This is a genomic window from Mycobacterium sp. (assembly GCF_049608025.1).
GTDB lineage: Bacteria > Actinomycetota > Actinomycetes > Mycobacteriales > Mycobacteriaceae > Mycobacterium.
In genome coordinates, this window is sequence record NZ_JBMYXC010000016.1 from 1 (window position 1) to 15,019 (window position 15,019).

14 protein-coding genes and 1 pseudogene are annotated in these 15,019 nt (G+C 66.8%); 1 reads left to right on the forward strand and 14 read right to left on the reverse strand.

Going from position 1 to position 15,019, the window contains the following annotated elements; all coding sequences use genetic code 11:
• Positions 1–484: 484 nt before the first annotated feature.
• Genes nusB through ACPGXI_RS07880 form a run of 3 tightly spaced genes read right to left on the reverse strand, consistent with a single transcriptional unit; the run spans position 485 to position 2,669 of the window.
• On the reverse strand, positions 485–976 hold the full coding sequence (nusB, locus tag ACPGXI_RS07870) for a transcription antitermination factor NusB (RefSeq protein ID WP_526651540.1): 492 nt from the start codon (positions 974–976) through the stop codon (positions 485–487).
• Positions 969–1,532, reverse strand: coding sequence for an elongation factor P (gene efp / locus ACPGXI_RS07875; protein WP_526651542.1), 564 nt, complete (start codon positions 1,530–1,532; stop codon positions 969–971). The genes nusB and efp overlap by 8 nt, the downstream gene beginning before the upstream one ends.
• 21 nt (positions 1,533–1,553) lie before the next feature.
• Positions 1,554–2,669 carry a M24 family metallopeptidase gene (locus tag ACPGXI_RS07880; RefSeq protein ID WP_526651544.1) on the reverse strand — a complete coding sequence of 372 codons (1,116 nt, stop codon included), beginning with the start codon at positions 2,667–2,669 and terminating at the stop codon, positions 1,554–1,556.
• A 33-nt stretch (positions 2,670–2,702) separates the two neighbouring features.
• On the opposite strand from ACPGXI_RS07880, the gene ACPGXI_RS07885 reads away from it, so the two are divergent.
• Positions 2,703–3,308 (forward strand): B-4DMT family transporter, encoded by a 606-nt coding sequence (locus tag ACPGXI_RS07885; protein ID WP_526651546.1) that lies wholly within the window; start codon positions 2,703–2,705, stop codon positions 3,306–3,308.
• Here the strand turns inward: ACPGXI_RS07885 and aroB are convergent.
• From aroB to ACPGXI_RS07940, 11 genes and pseudogenes are all read right to left on the reverse strand, one after another.
• The gene (aroB, locus tag ACPGXI_RS07890; protein ID WP_526651667.1) at positions 3,305–4,390 is read right to left on the reverse strand and encodes a 3-dehydroquinate synthase; all 1,086 of its coding nucleotides are present in this window, start codon (positions 4,388–4,390) and stop codon (positions 3,305–3,307) included. The genes ACPGXI_RS07885 and aroB overlap by 4 nt on opposite strands.
• A gap of 167 nt (positions 4,391–4,557) precedes the next feature.
• Positions 4,558–5,064 (reverse strand): annotated as a pseudogene (locus ACPGXI_RS07895) (shikimate kinase); the annotation flags it as partial.
• Complete coding sequence (aroC, locus tag ACPGXI_RS07900) at positions 5,064–6,275, reverse strand: chorismate synthase (protein WP_526651669.1); 1,212 nt, start codon at positions 6,273–6,275, stop codon at positions 5,064–5,066. The gene aroC and the pseudogene ACPGXI_RS07895, both read right to left, overlap by 1 nt.
• A 46-nt stretch (positions 6,276–6,321) precedes the next feature.
• Entirely contained in the window at positions 6,322–6,762 is a 441-nt protein-coding gene (locus ACPGXI_RS07905; protein ID WP_526651548.1) for a prepilin peptidase, read from the reverse strand.
• A gap of 75 nt (positions 6,763–6,837) precedes the next feature.
• Positions 6,838–7,653, reverse strand: a complete 816-nt coding sequence (locus ACPGXI_RS07910) for a shikimate dehydrogenase (protein WP_526651550.1) — start codon at positions 7,651–7,653, stop codon at positions 6,838–6,840.
• 28 nt (positions 7,654–7,681) lie between these two features.
• The gene (locus ACPGXI_RS07915) at positions 7,682–8,929 is read right to left on the reverse strand and encodes an endolytic transglycosylase MltG (protein WP_526651552.1); all 1,248 of its coding nucleotides are present in this window, start codon (positions 8,927–8,929) and stop codon (positions 7,682–7,684) included.
• On the reverse strand, positions 8,922–9,458 hold the full coding sequence (gene ruvX / locus ACPGXI_RS07920) for a Holliday junction resolvase RuvX (protein WP_526651554.1): 537 nt from the start codon (positions 9,456–9,458) through the stop codon (positions 8,922–8,924). The genes ACPGXI_RS07915 and ruvX overlap by 8 nt, the downstream gene beginning before the upstream one ends.
• Positions 9,459–9,462: 4 nt before the next feature.
• A complete protein-coding gene (alaS, locus tag ACPGXI_RS07925) occupies positions 9,463–12,183 on the reverse strand; it encodes an alanine--tRNA ligase (protein WP_526651556.1) in 2,721 nt (906 codons plus the stop codon).
• Between the two features lie 93 nt (positions 12,184–12,276).
• A complete protein-coding gene (locus tag ACPGXI_RS07930) occupies positions 12,277–12,666 on the reverse strand; it encodes a secondary thiamine-phosphate synthase enzyme YjbQ (RefSeq protein ID WP_526651671.1) in 390 nt (129 codons plus the stop codon).
• Positions 12,667–12,715: 49 nt separating this feature from the next.
• Positions 12,716–14,053 carry a replication-associated recombination protein A gene (locus tag ACPGXI_RS07935; protein ID WP_526651558.1) on the reverse strand — a complete coding sequence of 446 codons (1,338 nt, stop codon included), beginning with the start codon at positions 14,051–14,053 and terminating at the stop codon, positions 12,716–12,718.
• An 87-nt stretch (positions 14,054–14,140) separates the two neighbouring features.
• Positions 14,141–14,986 carry a DUF3097 family protein gene (locus tag ACPGXI_RS07940; protein ID WP_526651560.1) on the reverse strand — a complete coding sequence of 282 codons (846 nt, stop codon included), beginning with the start codon at positions 14,984–14,986 and terminating at the stop codon, positions 14,141–14,143.
• Between the last annotated feature and the right edge of the window lie 33 nt (positions 14,987–15,019).

The window sequence follows — 15,019 nt, forward strand, 5'->3', positions numbered from 1 at the left end:
CTGGACGGTCACCACCACCGAACAGCGCGGCGAGCACCTCGCCGAATTCACCACCCCCACCGCGGCGACCTACCAATCCAGCGCACCACCACTACCGGGGCCACCCCTACGACGAACCATAAGCATCATCGAAGGCCAACTCAGCATCGACCTCGTCACCTTCAAAGCCGCTTGAGAGGTCAGCTTTACTATCCGCAACTTCACCTCCGACGGACGGCGGTTGCCATCGCTGAGCACCTCGTATTCGGCGCTGACATTCGGACGGTGATGTTGGATGCCAGGATCGACCGAACCGAGGCCGCTCGGGCGGGGCGTGACTCGCTGCCATCGTGCGGGTTGGACATCGCGTCATCGGCACACCAGATGATCAGCACGGAACGCACCTGGTCCAGCGCCAACTCCGGGTCGCGCAGATAAACCCCGCCTAAACCCCCGCCGCCTCGTCGACACTGGAGTATGGAGCCCAGTCCTGCGGCGCGCCCAACTACGTTCCGGAACTGCCTTCGTGGCTGCCCTGCACTGCGGCCGCTGCCGCGCGGATCTGCGGAGTCACCAACATGATCTGCCCCAGAACGCCATTGACGAACCCTGGTGAATCGTCGGTGGAGAGCTGCTTGGCCAGTTCGACAGCCTCGTCGACAGCAACCGGCTCGGGGACGTCTTCGCCATGGAGGAGTTCCCACACCGCGACGCGCAGGATGGCCCGATCGACTGCAGGCAGTCGGTCCAGCGTCCAGCCCTGCAGGTGGGCCGAGATCAAGTCGTCGAGATGCGCTGAGTGTTCGGTCACGCCGCGTGCGACCGTAACCGTGTAGGGGTTGAGAGGAGACACGTCTTCAGACTGATTCTGCGCCAGCGCGTTTCGCCAGTCAGCGGCCTCGGCGGGGGTGATCCCGCGGGCGTCGGCCTCGAACAGCAGGTCGACGGCGCGTTTGCGGGCCTGGTGACGGCCCCGGTCACCTTTCCGGTCAGGCATTGACCCTTCCCAGGTAGCTGCCGTCGCGGGAATCCACCTTGAGCTTGTCGCCGGTGTTGATGAACAACGGCACCTGGATCTCGGCACCGGTTTGCATTGTCGCCGGCTTCGTTCCGGCGCTGGACCGGTCACCCTGCAGGCCGGGCTCGGTGTTAGCGACCTCGAGTTCGACGGTCACCGGCATCTCGAGGTACAGAGGAGCGCCGTCATGGAACGCGATCTGCACCGGCAAGCTCTCCAGCAGGAAATCCGCGGAACGGCCGACCAGCGCCTCCGACAACGGGTGCTGCTCGAAATCCTCGGAGTCCATGAACACGAAGTCGGATCCGTCGCGGTACAGGTAGGTGGCATCGCGGCGGTCCACCGTCGCGATCTCCACTTTCACCCCGGCGTTGTAGGTCTTGTCGACGACCTTGCCGGACAGCACATTCTTCAGCTTCGTCCGCACGAAGGCCGGGCCCTTGCCTGGCTTGACGTGCTGGAATTCGACGATCTGCCAGAGCTGGCCGTCGATCTGCAGGACGAGCCCGTTCTTGAAGTCTGCGGTCGATGCCACGGTCGGTTGTTCTCCTAGCTTCTAGAGGATCACCAGTTCTTTGGGGAACCGGGTAAGTAGTTCGGGGCTGTCAGCCCCGATGTTCCTGCCTGCGCCGCCGTCATCGCCAACCACCAGCGTGTCCTCGATGCGGACCCCGCCGCGGTCGGGCAGATAGACGCCGGGCTCGACGGTCACCGCGGAGCCAGCAAGGAGTGTACCGGCGGCCGCGGCATTGATTCCCGGCGCTTCATGGATCTGCAAGCCCACGCCGTGGCCAAGGCCATGGCCAAAGTTGTCGGCATACCCGGCATTGCTGATGACCTGGCGTGATGCCGCATCGACCGCGCTCAGCGCGACCCCGGCCGCGAGCGCCTCCCGGCCGGCGCACTGGGCCGTGGCCACCAGATCGTAGATGTCGTGTTGCCACTGAGCGATCGGGGCGAGCACAAACGTGCGGGTCATGTCCGAGTGGTAGCCGCTCACCAAGGCGCCGAAGTCGATCTTGACGAAGTCACCGGCGGCCAGGACGGCGTCAGTGGGCCGGTGATGAGGAATCGCCGAGTTCGGTCCGGTCGCGACGATGGTCTCGAACGACGCCCCGTCGGCGCCGTGGTCGAGCATCAACCCCTCCAACTCGCGCCTGACCTCTTTCTCGGTTCGGCCGGGTCGCAGACCGCCACCCTCCACCAAGTCCGTCAGCGCCTCGTCGGCCGCCTCGCAGGCCAACCGCAGCAGTGCGATCTCCCCGGCGTCCTTGACCTCGCGCAGACCCTCCACCATCCCGCCGGCGTGCACCAACTCGCACTGCTCACCGGCCGAGCGGGCCAGCGCAGCGAACCCATCAACGGTCACCACGTGGCTTTCGAATCCCAGTTTGCCGACACCGGCTTCGGCCGCTCGCCTGACCAGATGCGGAGCACACGCCCGCTCGATGACGATCTCAGCACCGAGTGCCTGCTCGGCGGCCTGGGCGCGGTAGCGGCCGTCGGTGGCGAGCACCGGAGTTTCGCTTCCGGTGAGGATCAGCAGCGCGGCATTCGAACCGGTGAATCCGGACAGATAACGGACGTTGAGCAGGTCTGATACCAGCAGAGCATCGAGTGCTGCCGAAGCCAGGAGTTGGCGCAACCGGTCGCGGCGCTGAGAAATCGTCACAGCCGGTGACGCTACTCGCTAGGGTGTGCCCTCATGAGCAAGTGGCTGGTGCGCGGGCTGGTATTTGCCGCCCTGATGGTGATCGTCCGGCTGCTGCAGGGAGCGATGGTCAACGTCTGGGAGACCAAGTCGGGATTGATCAGCGCCCTCCTGATCGGTGCCTACGCGATCGTTGTCCCCGTGTGGGGCTACCTGGACGGCCGCAAGGATGCGCGCGCCAACCCCGATCCGGACCGGCGCCCCGACCTGGCGATGGTGTGGCTGCTGGCCGGACTGTTCGCAGGAGTGGTCAGCGGCGTGGTGGCCTGGTTCATCGGGTTGATCTACGAGAACATGTATGTCGAGAGCTTGATGAATGAAGTGACGACGTTCGCGGCGTTCACCGCGCTACTGGTCTTCTTCCCCTCGTTCGTTGGTGTCGCGCTGGGCCGCTGGCTGGTCGATCGAAAGACCCCTGCCCAACCGCGCCGTCGCGAAGGCGACGACGACCGCGCCGATACCGACGTGTTCCCCGCGGTGCCCGACGACCGCGACGTTTCTGACCAACGCCCAGAGCCCGCAGGTCAGCCCGAACAGCAGACGTCATCGGTTGCGCTCGCCGACGATGACCAAACCAGGCCGGTCGACAAGCCGGACTAACTCCTTGTCCGGGCAACCTCGGCGTAGGCGGCGGCCAGCAGCGACGGATCGGGCCCTTCCAGCCGGCCCGGCTTGGCCAACCCGTCCAGCACCACGAAGCGCAGCACTCCGGCGCGAGTCTTCTTGTCACCGGCCATCGTCTCCAGCAGTTGCGGAAGCGCATCGGCGTCATAGGTGACCGGCAGCCCCAGTGCGCTCAGAATCGCCCGGTGCCGCTCGGCGGTGGCATCATCCAGGCGACCGGCCACCCGGCCCAGTTCGGCGGCGAACACCAGCCCGACAGACACCGCGGCACCGTGTCGCCACTGGTAGCGCTCACGGCGTTCGATGGCATGCGCCAGGGTGTGCCCGTAGTTGAGGACTTCTCGCAGCTGCGACTCTTTCTCGTCGGCGGCGACCACTTCAGCCTTGACCGCCACCGCGCGTCTGATCAGCTCTGGCAGCACCGCGCCGGAGGGATCGAGCGCGGCCTCTGGGTCGGCCTCGATGGTGTCGAGAATCACCGGGTCGGCGATGAAGCCGGCCTTCACGACCTCGGCCATCCCCGCCACGATCTCATTACGGGGCAGTGATTCCAGCGTGGCGAGGTCCACCAGCACCGCGGCGGGCTGGTGGAAGGCACCCACGAGGTTCTTGCCAGCGTCGGTGTTGATCCCGGTCTTTCCACCCACCGCCGCGTCGACCATGCCGAGCAGCGTGGTCGGGACGTGCACGATGTCCACCCCGCGCAGCCACGTGGCCGCGACGAAGCCGGCGACATCGGTGGCCGCTCCCCCACCCAAGCTGACGATCGCGTCCTTGCGGCCGATACCGATCCGGCCCAGAACTTCCCACACGAACCCTACGACCGGGAGCTCTTTCCCCGCCTCGGCATCGGGGATCTCGATCCGATGTGCATCGATTCCCTTGTCTGACAGGTGGTTCCGTATCACCTCGGCTGTCTGCGCCAGAGTCGGCTGGTGCAGGATCGCCACCCTGTGTCTGTTGTCGAGGAGGCGCGCCAAGTCATCGAGCAGACCTGTCCCGATGATCACCGGGTAGGGGGGATCGGTGCGTACGGTGACCGTGACGGGGTCTGGCACCGGCTCAGTCACGGTGTTTCCTTTCGTAGACCGGGTGATCCACTGGTCTTTCTGGCCGCGACTGCGGCGGGGCTGGGAGGCGCCTCGGTGGACGGGGGCGTTGTCAGAGACATCGGGGCGCGCCGCCACGGCGGTCGTCGGCGTCGGCGTTCGGGCTTGGCGCCCTCCGGGCTCTCCAGGCGGGACGCGATGTAGCGGACGACCGATCCGGGGTTGCGGTGACTGGTGCTGACCCGCAGAGTGGCCACCTGGCGATACAGCGGAACCCGTTCTGCCATCAACGCTTTGAATCTTTCAGCGCGATCCGGTCCGGCCAGCAGCGGCCGCACCGTGGAACCCCCGGTACGGCGAACCCCTTCGGCCGCGTTGATTTCCAGGTAGACCACCGTGTGCCCGCGCAGCGCCTCGCGCACAGCGGCGGTGGTCACCGCGCCACCACCGAGCGACAAGACGCCGTCGTGGTTCGCGAGCGCATCGCGGACGACGTCCGCCTCGATTCGACGGAACTGCGCTTCACCATCGGTGGCGAAGATTTCGGCTATGGTGCGGCCGGTGGTCTTCTCGATCGCCACGTCGGTGTCGAGCAACCCGAGGTCCAAGGTCTTGGCGAGCCGCCGGCCGATCGTGGACTTGCCCGATCCGGGTAGCCCGATGAGAACCGCTTTGGGAACCATCAGCTCGATGCCTGCACAATGCCGGACGGTTCGCGGTCGGCCACCGCACGCAGATAGGAGTCGATGTTGGCCCGGGTCTCGGCCAGGGAGTCGCCGCCGAACTTCTGCAGAGCGGCCCGCGCGAGCACCAGCGCGACCATCGTCTCGACCACGACAGCGGCAGCAGGCACCGCACACACGTCGGAACGCTGGTGAATGGCCACCGCTTCCTCGCCGGTGGCCATGTCCACCGTGGCCAGCGCACGCGGCACCGTGGAAATCGGCTTCATCGCGGCGCGCACCCGCACCGGTAGGCCGTTGGTCATTCCGCCTTCGAGTCCGCCGGCTCGGTTGGTCGACCGCACGACGCCGTCGGGCCCCGGATACATCTCGTCATGGGCCCCGCTGCCGCGCCTGCGGGCGGTCTCGAAGCCGTCACCGATCTCCACACCCTTGATCGCCTGTATCCCCATCACCGCGCCGGCCAACTGGCTGTCCAGCCGGTCCGCACCGCTGGTGAATGAGCCGAGTCCGATGGGCAGTCCGTGGGCGACGACCTCGACGACCCCGCCCAATGTGTCGCCGTCGCGTTTCGCGTCCTCGATCTCGGCGATCATCAGCCTTTCAGCTGCCTCGTCGAAAGCGCGTACCGGGCTGGCGTCGATCGCAGCCAAGTCTGTGGCCTGCGGCGGAGGTCCGTCGTAGGGCTTGGACGCCCCGATTGAAATGACGTGGGAGATGACCTCCACGCCGAGTGCCTGATGCAGAAAGGCACGGGCGACGGTGCCCGCGGCGACCCGGGCCGCGGTTTCGCGGGCGCTGGCGCGCTCCAGTACCGGGCGGGCGTCGTCGAAGCCGTATTTGAGCATCCCGGCATAGTCAGCATGACCGGGTCGCGGGCGGGTCAGCGGCGCGTTGCGGGCTGCCCCGTCAGCCGGCGCGGCCGGATCGAGGGGATCGGGGGCCATCACCGTCTCCCATTTCGGCCATTCGGTATTGCCGATCTCGATGGCGATCGGACCGCCCAGAGTCACGCCGTGGCGCAACCCTGCCAGCAGGGTGATCTGGTCCTGCTCGAACTTCATGCGCGCTCCCCGGCCGTAACCGAGCCGCCGCCGGGCCAACTGCCCCGCGATGTCGTGCGAGGTGACCTGGACGCCGGCAACCATGCCTTCGACCATGGCTACCAACGCGCGGCCGTGGGATTCACCTGCTGTCGTCCATCGCAACACGAGTCCCATTTTCGCACGGCGCCGGAACCCCGCTGACCAGGCTGCGCTAGATCAGCACGACGGCCACCGCGCCCACCGCGGCCACACACATCGACGGACCGTGCGGCACGGGCGATCGATCACCGCCGATGAGTCTTACCAACCCCAGCAGGCAGGTGAGGGCCGACGCGCCCAGCGCGGCCAACAGCCAGACCTCGGGTCCGAATGCCCCGGTGAGGGCACCGAGACCGATCGCGAGCTTGATGTCGCCGGCACCCATCGCCCGTGGAGCAGCGATGTGCACGACCGCGTAGACCGCGAACATCGCCGCCGCCCCCGCCGCAGCCTTCACGCCGTGACCAGTCAGCGCGGCACCAGCCAGCAGCAGAGCCGCGCCGGGCAGGGTCAGCACATTGGGGAGGCGTCGCTGCCGAATATCGATGTAACTCAATGCCACCAGCCAACAGGCCACACCGATGGCGGCCAATTTCGGCCAGAGCTCCCCCATCCCCCCAGGCTAGGCCCGCTACCGGGGTGTCCTGCGCAGCAGTTTCACTCCAGTCTGCGCAGCAGTTTCACCGAGTCAGGGGGCCACCCCGAGCGCAGCGCTCATCACTTCTCTTGGCGCCGGCAGCCCAGTGAACTGCTCGACCTGCGTGCAAGCTTGGTTCAGCAGCATCTGCAGGCCGCTGATCACCGTCCCACCGGCAGCCTGGACCGCCGAGGCCAGTGGTGTGGGCCACGGGTCGTAGATGGCGTCGAGCAGAACCGGCGTCATTGCCAGCTTCGGCGCGTACGGGGTCACCGCGTCGGCGGGCACCGTGTTCACCACCACGTCCACGCCGGCCACCTCCCGGTCCAGCTTCGCGTCGGCGACATCGCACCAGTGCGATCGAGCACCGCAGCGGATCGCCAGGTGAACCAGATTCTCCGCCTTCTGTCCATTCCGCGCGGCGACCGCGATGTGTTGCGCGCCAAGCTCAACGAGGCCGGCGACCACCGCGGGAGCGGTGCCGCCCGAGCCCACCACCATTGCCCGGCCGGACACCCCGATACCTGCCAGCGCGCCAACCACTCCGTCGATGTCGGTGTTGTCGGCATGCCAGCCCGCCGCCGAACGGACCAACGTATTGGCCGACCCGACCAACCTCGCGCGTGCGGTGGCGCTATGGGCGAACCGCAGCGCGGCGAACTTGCCCGGCATCGTCACCGACGCCCCCACCCACTCCGGCCCGAATCCACCCATCACACCGGGTAGCTGCTCACCGGTGCACTCGATCCGATCGTAGGTCCAGTCGCCCAGGCCGAGAGCGCGGTAGGCCGCCAGGTGCAGCTGCGGAGACCGCGAGTGCGCAATCGGAGAACCGAGGACCGCGGCCCGTCGGGGACTGCCGCTCATCGCGCTCAACAGCTCTTCGCGCAAGCGCTCATCGCGCGGAATCGAGGACGCCGTTGCTTTTCGCGATTTCGATGTTGGCGAGGTGCTCCCCGTACTCGCGAGTGAACAGCGTCTTGCCCTGCATGTCCACGGTCACGAAATACAACCAGTCCCCCGGTTCTGGCCGCTCGGCCGCCGCGAGGGCGGGCTGGCCTGGCGAACAGATCGGTGTGGCCGGAAGTCCGGGCCGCACATAGGTGTTCCACGGCGTCTCCCGCCCCCGGTCAGCATCGGTGGTCGCCACCTCGATGCGGTCTAGCGGGTAATTCACTGTCGAGTCGAACTGCAGGGTCCGTTGCTCGGCCAGCCGGTTGAAGATCACCCGGGCTACCTTCGAGAAGTCCTGCGGCTTGGCTTCGCGCTGCACCAGCGACGCCACGATTAAGATCTCGTACGGCGACATATCCAATTCGGCAGCGGTTTCGATCAGTCCGCCCTGCCCGTACTGCACCGCGCTGGCCGAGATCAGCGTGGCCAAGATGTCCAGCGGCTCTGCCGATGGGTCGATGTTCCAGGTGCCCGGCGCGATCAGCCCCTCCAGCCGGCGATGGTCGGTCCCGAGCGCCTGTACCGGCCCCATCGCCCACTGCGGGACGGCCAGCAGATCCGGTGGCGCGGAGCCGGCAATATTGCCGAGATCCCTTGCCGATACGCAACTCCGGTCGCCGTCGAGATCCACACACGACGCGTTGGAGATCAGTGTGAGGATGCCGTCGGTGACCGCGTGGGTCCGGACGTCCTGGATGTCGTCGAGCTGCCGACCCTCGGGAATCACCAACCTGCCGACTCGGTTGGCCGGATCGGTCAACCGGACGACCACGCTGGCCGCGGGGATCTCGGTGCGAACCTTGTAGAACCCCGGCTGAATGGCCGCGATGGCCGGATTACCCGAGGCCGCATCGATGAAAGCCTGGGATGTCGCCACCACATTCTGTTCCTGCAGCGTCCTGCCGATCGCGGTGGTCGAGTCGCCCGCGTGGACCTGGATAACCACGTCGTTGACGCCGTCGCCGGCGTAGTCGCCGGCAGTAGTGTCGAACAGCGAATTCCACATCCGGGAACCCAGGAACACCGCGCCGACCACCACCACCACGAGCAGGCCCAGCGCCATCACCAATGCGAACCGGCGCTTGCGCTTGAGTCGGGCGTCCCGGGCTCGATCACGACGGGCCATCCGCTGTCGGGGAGGTCCTACCTCCAGAGGTTCGGCGCGTTCGCTGGGCCAATCGTCAGCCATCCCTGGCCTCTCCGTGCGCCGTCAGCGCAACCCGCCGCTGGTTCAGCCAGTTCTGCAGAATCCCCACCGCGGCGACCTGATCGATCATCGAGCGTTGCCCCCTGGCCCGCACACCGGCCTCGCGCAGTGAGCGCTGCGCGGTGACGGTGGTGAGCCGTTCGTCGACCAGTCGCACCGGCACCGGCGATATCCGCACTGCCAGCAGGTCGGCCATCTCGATGGCATCCTGGGCCGACGACCCGGCGCGATCACCCAGGGTGCGCGGCAGCCCCACCACCACCTCGACGGCTTGGTGTTCGCCGACAATCCGCGCGAGCCGACGTAGGTGCTTGCCCGAGCGACGGTCTCTGGCGACGGTCTCAACCGGCGTCGCAAGAATGCCGTCGGGGTCGCTGACAGCCACCCCGATACGGACGCTACCGACGTCGATGCCAACTCGCCGACCGCAACCCGGGTCGGGAGCCGATTTCGGGTCCCCGGGCCGGTCCGGAAGGCGGTCCCGCCAGTCGGGTTCCTCGATGTGGGCCATCCCGCTATCTCCGGCCGATCTCTGCGCGCACCGCTGCCAAGGCCGCGTCGATGCCGGCGGCACTCTTACCGGATCCCTGCGCCAGATCTGCCTTACCCCCGCCGCGACCGTCGATCGCGCTACCAAGCTGCTTGATCAGGTCGTCGGCGCGCAGACCGAGATCCTGCGCCGACTGGTTTACCGCCACCACATACGGGACCGAAAGGCTCCCGCCTGCGTCTTTCCCCTCGCCGGGCTCACCCGGGGCGCCGATCAGTGCTACCACGGCCGGGCCGCTGCCCAGCTTGCCGCGAATATCGCCGACCAGTGAACGCAGGTCACCTGCCGCCATTCCGCCGGCCATCCGCTGAGCCACGACCCGGACCTTACCGACCTCCTCGGCGCCGGCGGCCGCATTTGCCGCCGCGGCGCGCGCGTTCACCAGTCGAAGGCGGTCCAGATCCTTCTCGGCCGCCCGTAACCGTTCGACCAGGCCGGCGACGCGCGCGGGCACCTCATCCGAGGGGACCTTGAGCGACGACGCCAGACCCGCCATGAGCGCGCGCTCCTTGGCCAGGTGCCGGAAAGAATCCAGCCCGACATAGGCCTCGACACGCCGAATACCCGACCCGACCGACGACTCGCCAAGGAGCGTGACCGGACCGATCTTGGCCGAATTGCGGACATGGGTGCCTCCGCACAACTCCAACGAGAACGGCCCGCCGATCTCGACGACCCGAACCTCGTCGGGGTAGGCCTCGCCGAAGAGCGCCATCGCGCCCATCGCCTTCGCCCGATCCAGATCGGTGGTGTAGCTGTGCACCTCGAAATCGGCCTCAACCGCTTCGTTGGTGACCTCTTCGATTTGCGTGCGCTGGTCCTCGCTGAGCGCACCATGCCAATTGAAGTCGAACCTCAGATAGCCAGGACGATTCAGTGAACCTGCCTGAACAGCGTTGGGGCCCAGCACCTGTCGCAAAGCAGCATGCACCATGTGCGTTCCGGAATGCCCCTGGGTGGCGCCCTGCCGCCAGCGGGGGTCGACTGCCGCCATGACGGTGTCACCTTCGACGAACTCGCCCGACTCCACCGTAACGCGATGCGCCCAAAGAGTTTTCGCAATCTTCTGCACGTCGGTCACGGCCGCCCGCGCCGTCTCCGAGGCCCCCGTACCGCTAACGCTGCCCTCGTCGGCGATCTGCCCGCCCGATTCAGCGTAGAACGGGGTGCGGTCGAGGATCAGCTCGACCCGCGACTCCGCAGCGGGGTCATGAGCTACCACCGGGACCCGCTTACCATCCACGAAGATACCGAGAATCTTTGCTTCGGTAGATAATTCATCGAAACCGGTGAACTGAGTTGGACCGGCATCAACGAGGTCGCGATAGGCCGATAGATCGGCGTGTGCCTGTTTGCGCGCGGCGGCGTCTGCCTTTGCCCGGCGGCGCTGCTCGGCCATCAGGCCGCGGAAACCTTCCTCGTCGACTCGCAGATCGGCCTCCGCGGCCATCTCGAGGGTCAATTCGATCGGGAAACCATAGGTGTCGTGCAGCGTGAAGGCCTCGGCTCCGGACAGCACATCGGTGCCGGAGGCCTTTGTCGCGCGTGCCGCATCGTCGAACAGCCGGGATCCCGACGCCAGCGTGCGGTTGAAAGCAGTCTCCTCGGCCACCGCGATGCGCTGAATGCGATCGAAGTCGCTGAGAAGTTCTGGATATGACGGACCCACAGCGTCCCGCACCGTGGCCATCAGGTCGGCCATGATCGGCTGCTCGACGCCCAGCAATTTCGCGGCGCGGATGATGCGGCGCAACAACCGCCGAAGCACGTAGCCGCGGCCCTCGTTGCCCGGACTTACCCCGTCGGCGATGATGATTGCGGCGGTCCGGCTGTGGTCGGCGATGATCCGGTAGCGCACGTCGTCTTCGTGCCGACCCTGTCCGTACCCGCGCGGGGCAACGCCGGCCACCAGGTCGATGGCGGGACGCATCAGGTCGGTTTCGTAGACGTTGTCGACTTCCTGCAGTAGGCAGGCCACCCGCTCGATACCCATGCCGGTGTCGATGTTCTTGCGCGGCAGCGGGCCCAGGATCTCGAAGCTCTCCTTGGACGTGCCCTCACCACGCTCGTTCTGCATGAACACGAGATTCCAGATTTCGATGTAGCGGTCCTCGTTGGCCTCGGGTCCCCCCTCCACGCCGTATGCGGGGCCACGGTCGTAGTAGATCTCCGAGGACGGACCGCACGGACCGGGAATTCCCATGGACCAATAGTTGTCCGCCATCCCGCGCCGCTGAATGCGGCCCGGCGGCAATCCAGCGAGGTCCTGCCACAATTGCGCCGCCTCATCGTCATCCAGATAAACTGTGGCCCAAAGTTTTTCGGGGTCGAAGCCGTAGCCACCCTGATCCACCGGATTGGTCAGCAGCGTCCACGCCAACTCGATAGCCCCGGCCTTGAAATAGTCGCCGAACGAAAAGTTGCCGGCCATCTGGAAGAACGTGTTGTGCCGCGTGGTGATGCCCACCTCCTCGATATCCGGGGTACGAATGCACTTCTGGATACTGGTGGCGCGCTCCCACGGCGGCGTGCGCTGGCCGAGGAAGAATGGGACGAATTGCACCATCCCGGCGTTGACGAACAACAGATTGGGGTCATTGAGGATCACCGAGGCGCTGGGCACGTCGGCATGGCCCGCCTTCACGAAATGATCAAGGAACCGCTTCCTGATCTCGTGTGTCTGCACGTCCTGCTGTCCTCGGCTCTAGTCAATGGCACCGGTCACTCGATCGGCCGTCACCTGCGAATACTCGACGCCCCACAGTACCGGTCCCCCGTGCTACGCCTGCACGAAGCTCAACCGGACCGAACGGCGGGGGTTATCGCTGTTCAGATCGACGAGCAGGACGCTCTGCCAGACGCCCAGCAACGGCTTGCCGTCCACCACGGGCAAGGTCACCGAAGGCGACACCAGAGCTGGGAGTACGTGGTCGGCCCCGTGACCGGGAGAGCCGTGCGCGTGGCGATAGCGGCCGTCGCGCGGCAGCAGCCTATCCAGCGCCTCGACGAGGTCGTCGTCGGAGCCGGCTCCGGCCTCGATCAGGGCGAGGCCCGCCGTGGCGTGCGGGACGAAGACGTTGCACAACCCTGCCCCCTCAGGCCTGCAGAACATCCGCACCGAGGCCGTGAGGTCCACGATCCGGCATCGGGAGGTGTCCACGTCGAGCAGTTCAGTCTTCATCCCGATCCAGCCTACGAGCCGCCCGGCCCGCCTGTGGTCAGCAGTTTCGCCGAATGATGGCGCGTAGCTTCTGCAGCCTGGCCGAAATCTCACGTTCGGCGCCGCGCGCAGTGGGCTGGTAGTAATCGGCTCCCACCAGCTCATCAGGCGGATACTGCTGAGCCACCACCCCGCCGGGATCGTCATGCGCGTAGCGGTAGCCGACGGCGTTGCCGAGCGCGGACGCGCCCGAATAATGTCCGTCGCGCAGGTGGGCAGGCACCAACCCGGCTTTGCCGGCCTTGATGTCGGCCATCGCAGCACCCAGCGCCGCGGTGACGGAGTTGGATTTGGGCGCTGTAGCCAGGTGCACGGTCGCGTGTGCCAAGGTCAGCTGCGCCTCCGGCATTCCGATCAGTTGGACAGTCTGCGCCGCGGCGACTGCGGTCGGCAATGCGGACGGATCGGCCATCCCGATGTCCTCGCTGGCCAGGATCATCAGTCGCCGAGCCACGAATCGCGGGTCCTCCCCCGCCAGCAGCATCCGGGCCAGATAGTGCAGCGCGGCATCGACGTCGGAACCGCGGATGGACTTGATGAACGCACTGACGACGTCGTAGTGCTGATCGCCGTCGCGGTCGTAGCGCACCGCTGCCCGGTCGAGTGACTGTTCGATGACCTCGACTGTCACGGCGTCACCGGTCTCAGCTGCCACCTCCAGTGCGGTCAGCGCTCGCCGCGCATCGCCCGCGGACAGCCGCACCACCAGGTCGATCGCCTCAGCGCTGACCCGCACCCGACCGCCCAACCCGCGCTCGTCGTCGACGGCTCGCTGAACAACGCTGCGGACCGCATCGGGCGTCAGCGGTTGCAACTGCAGGATCAGTGAGCGACTGAGCAATGGCGCCACCACGGAGAAGGACGGGTTTTCCGTGGTGGCCGCGACCAGCAGCACGATCCGGTTTTCCACCGCTGCCAGCAGCGAATCTTGCTGCGTCTTGGAGAACCGGTGCACCTCGTCGATGAACAACACCGTCTGCTCGCCCCGGACGGCCGCCGACCGTGCCGTTTCTATTACGGCGCGCACTTCCTTGACGCCGGCAGACAGGGCTGACAGCGCCTCGAACCGGCGCCCGGTGGCCTGCGAGATCAATAAGGCCAACGTGGTCTTTCCGGTTCCCGGGGGGCCATACAGGATGACCGAGGCGGCCCCGGACCCTTCGACCAGCCGGCGCAGCGGCGAGTTGGGCTTGAGCAGACTTTCCTGGCCGACGACTTCGTCGAGGGACGACGGGCGCATCCGCACCGCCAGGGGCAGCGACCGCCCACCGCCGAGCACGTCACCGGCGGCGCCGTCGGCTGCTGAACCGGGCACGTCGAACAGGCTGTCGGACACGCCCCCTGCTTACCACTGCCTCACGACGCGACGGCATCACGACGCGACCGGCTGTGCCGTCAAAAAGGCGCCGTCAACAAGATTGCGTCACGAATCGGTGGGTTGCGTGACGAAGTCGATCAACTCCTCGACGCGACCGATCAGCGCGGGCTCCAGGTCTGTCCAGTCCCGAACGCGCCCCCGGATCTTCTGCCATGCGGCGGCGATATCGGCCTGGTCGCGATGCTGCCAACCCAGCGCGTCACATATGCCGTGTTTCCAGTCCTGCCCCTTCGGGATGGTCGGCCATGCCCGTATCCCCAGGCGCGCGGGTTTGACCGCCTGCCAGATGTCGATGAAGGGATGCCCGACGACCAGCGTATGGTCACCGCCGGGTCCGCGGCGAACTGTCTGGGCGATGCGGGCCTCCTTGGATCCTGCCACCAGGTGGTCGACCAACACCCCCAGCCGACGCTCGGGGCTCGGCCCGAAGTCCGACACGATCGCGGCCAAATCATCGATACCGCCGAGGTACTCGACCACAACGCCCTCGATGCGCAGGTCCTCGCCCCACACCTGCTCGACCAGTTCGGCGTCGTGACGGCCCTCCACGTAGATGCGGCTGGCCCGCGCGACCTTGGCGCGGGCACCGGCGACCGCGACCGAGCCCGACGCTGTCCGCGCTCGCTCCGCCGCGGCTACTTTCTCGGGCGCGGTGAGAATCACCGGCTTCCCATCGATCAGATATCCCGGCCCCACCGGGAACGGTTTGGTCCGGCCGCCCCGGTCCTCGAGTTCCATTCGCCCGTACTCGACGCGCACGACGGCACCGACGAAACCGGTCTGCGCGTCCTCGACGACCATGCCGATCTCGACCGGCTGCTGGGTGGATCGGGGCCGACGGTTGCGGTGCGGGTTGTCGGCCAGGATATCTGTGCCATAGCGGTCAGCCACGTCGATGATCGTAGGGAGAATCGCGGCGATCAT

Bases quoted from the DNA above. Each gene is read 5' to 3' on its own strand.
- nusB (WP_526651540.1), bottom strand. From the start codon at position 976: ATGCCTGACCGGAAAGGTGACCGGGGCCGTCACCAGGCCCGCAAACGC.
- ACPGXI_RS07885 (WP_526651546.1), top strand. From the start codon at position 2,703: ATGAGCAAGTGGCTGGTGCGCGGGCTGGTATTTGCCGCCCTGATGGTG.
- ACPGXI_RS07905 (WP_526651548.1), bottom strand. From the start codon at position 6,762: ATGGGGGAGCTCTGGCCGAAATTGGCCGCCATCGGTGTGGCCTGTTGG.
- ACPGXI_RS07910 (WP_526651550.1), bottom strand. From the start codon at position 7,653: ATGAGCGGCAGTCCCCGACGGGCCGCGGTCCTCGGTTCTCCGATTGCG.
- ACPGXI_RS07915 (WP_526651552.1), bottom strand. From the start codon at position 8,929: ATGGCTGACGATTGGCCCAGCGAACGCGCCGAACCTCTGGAGGTAGGA.
- ruvX (WP_526651554.1), bottom strand. From the start codon at position 9,458: ATGGCCCACATCGAGGAACCCGACTGGCGGGACCGCCTTCCGGACCGG.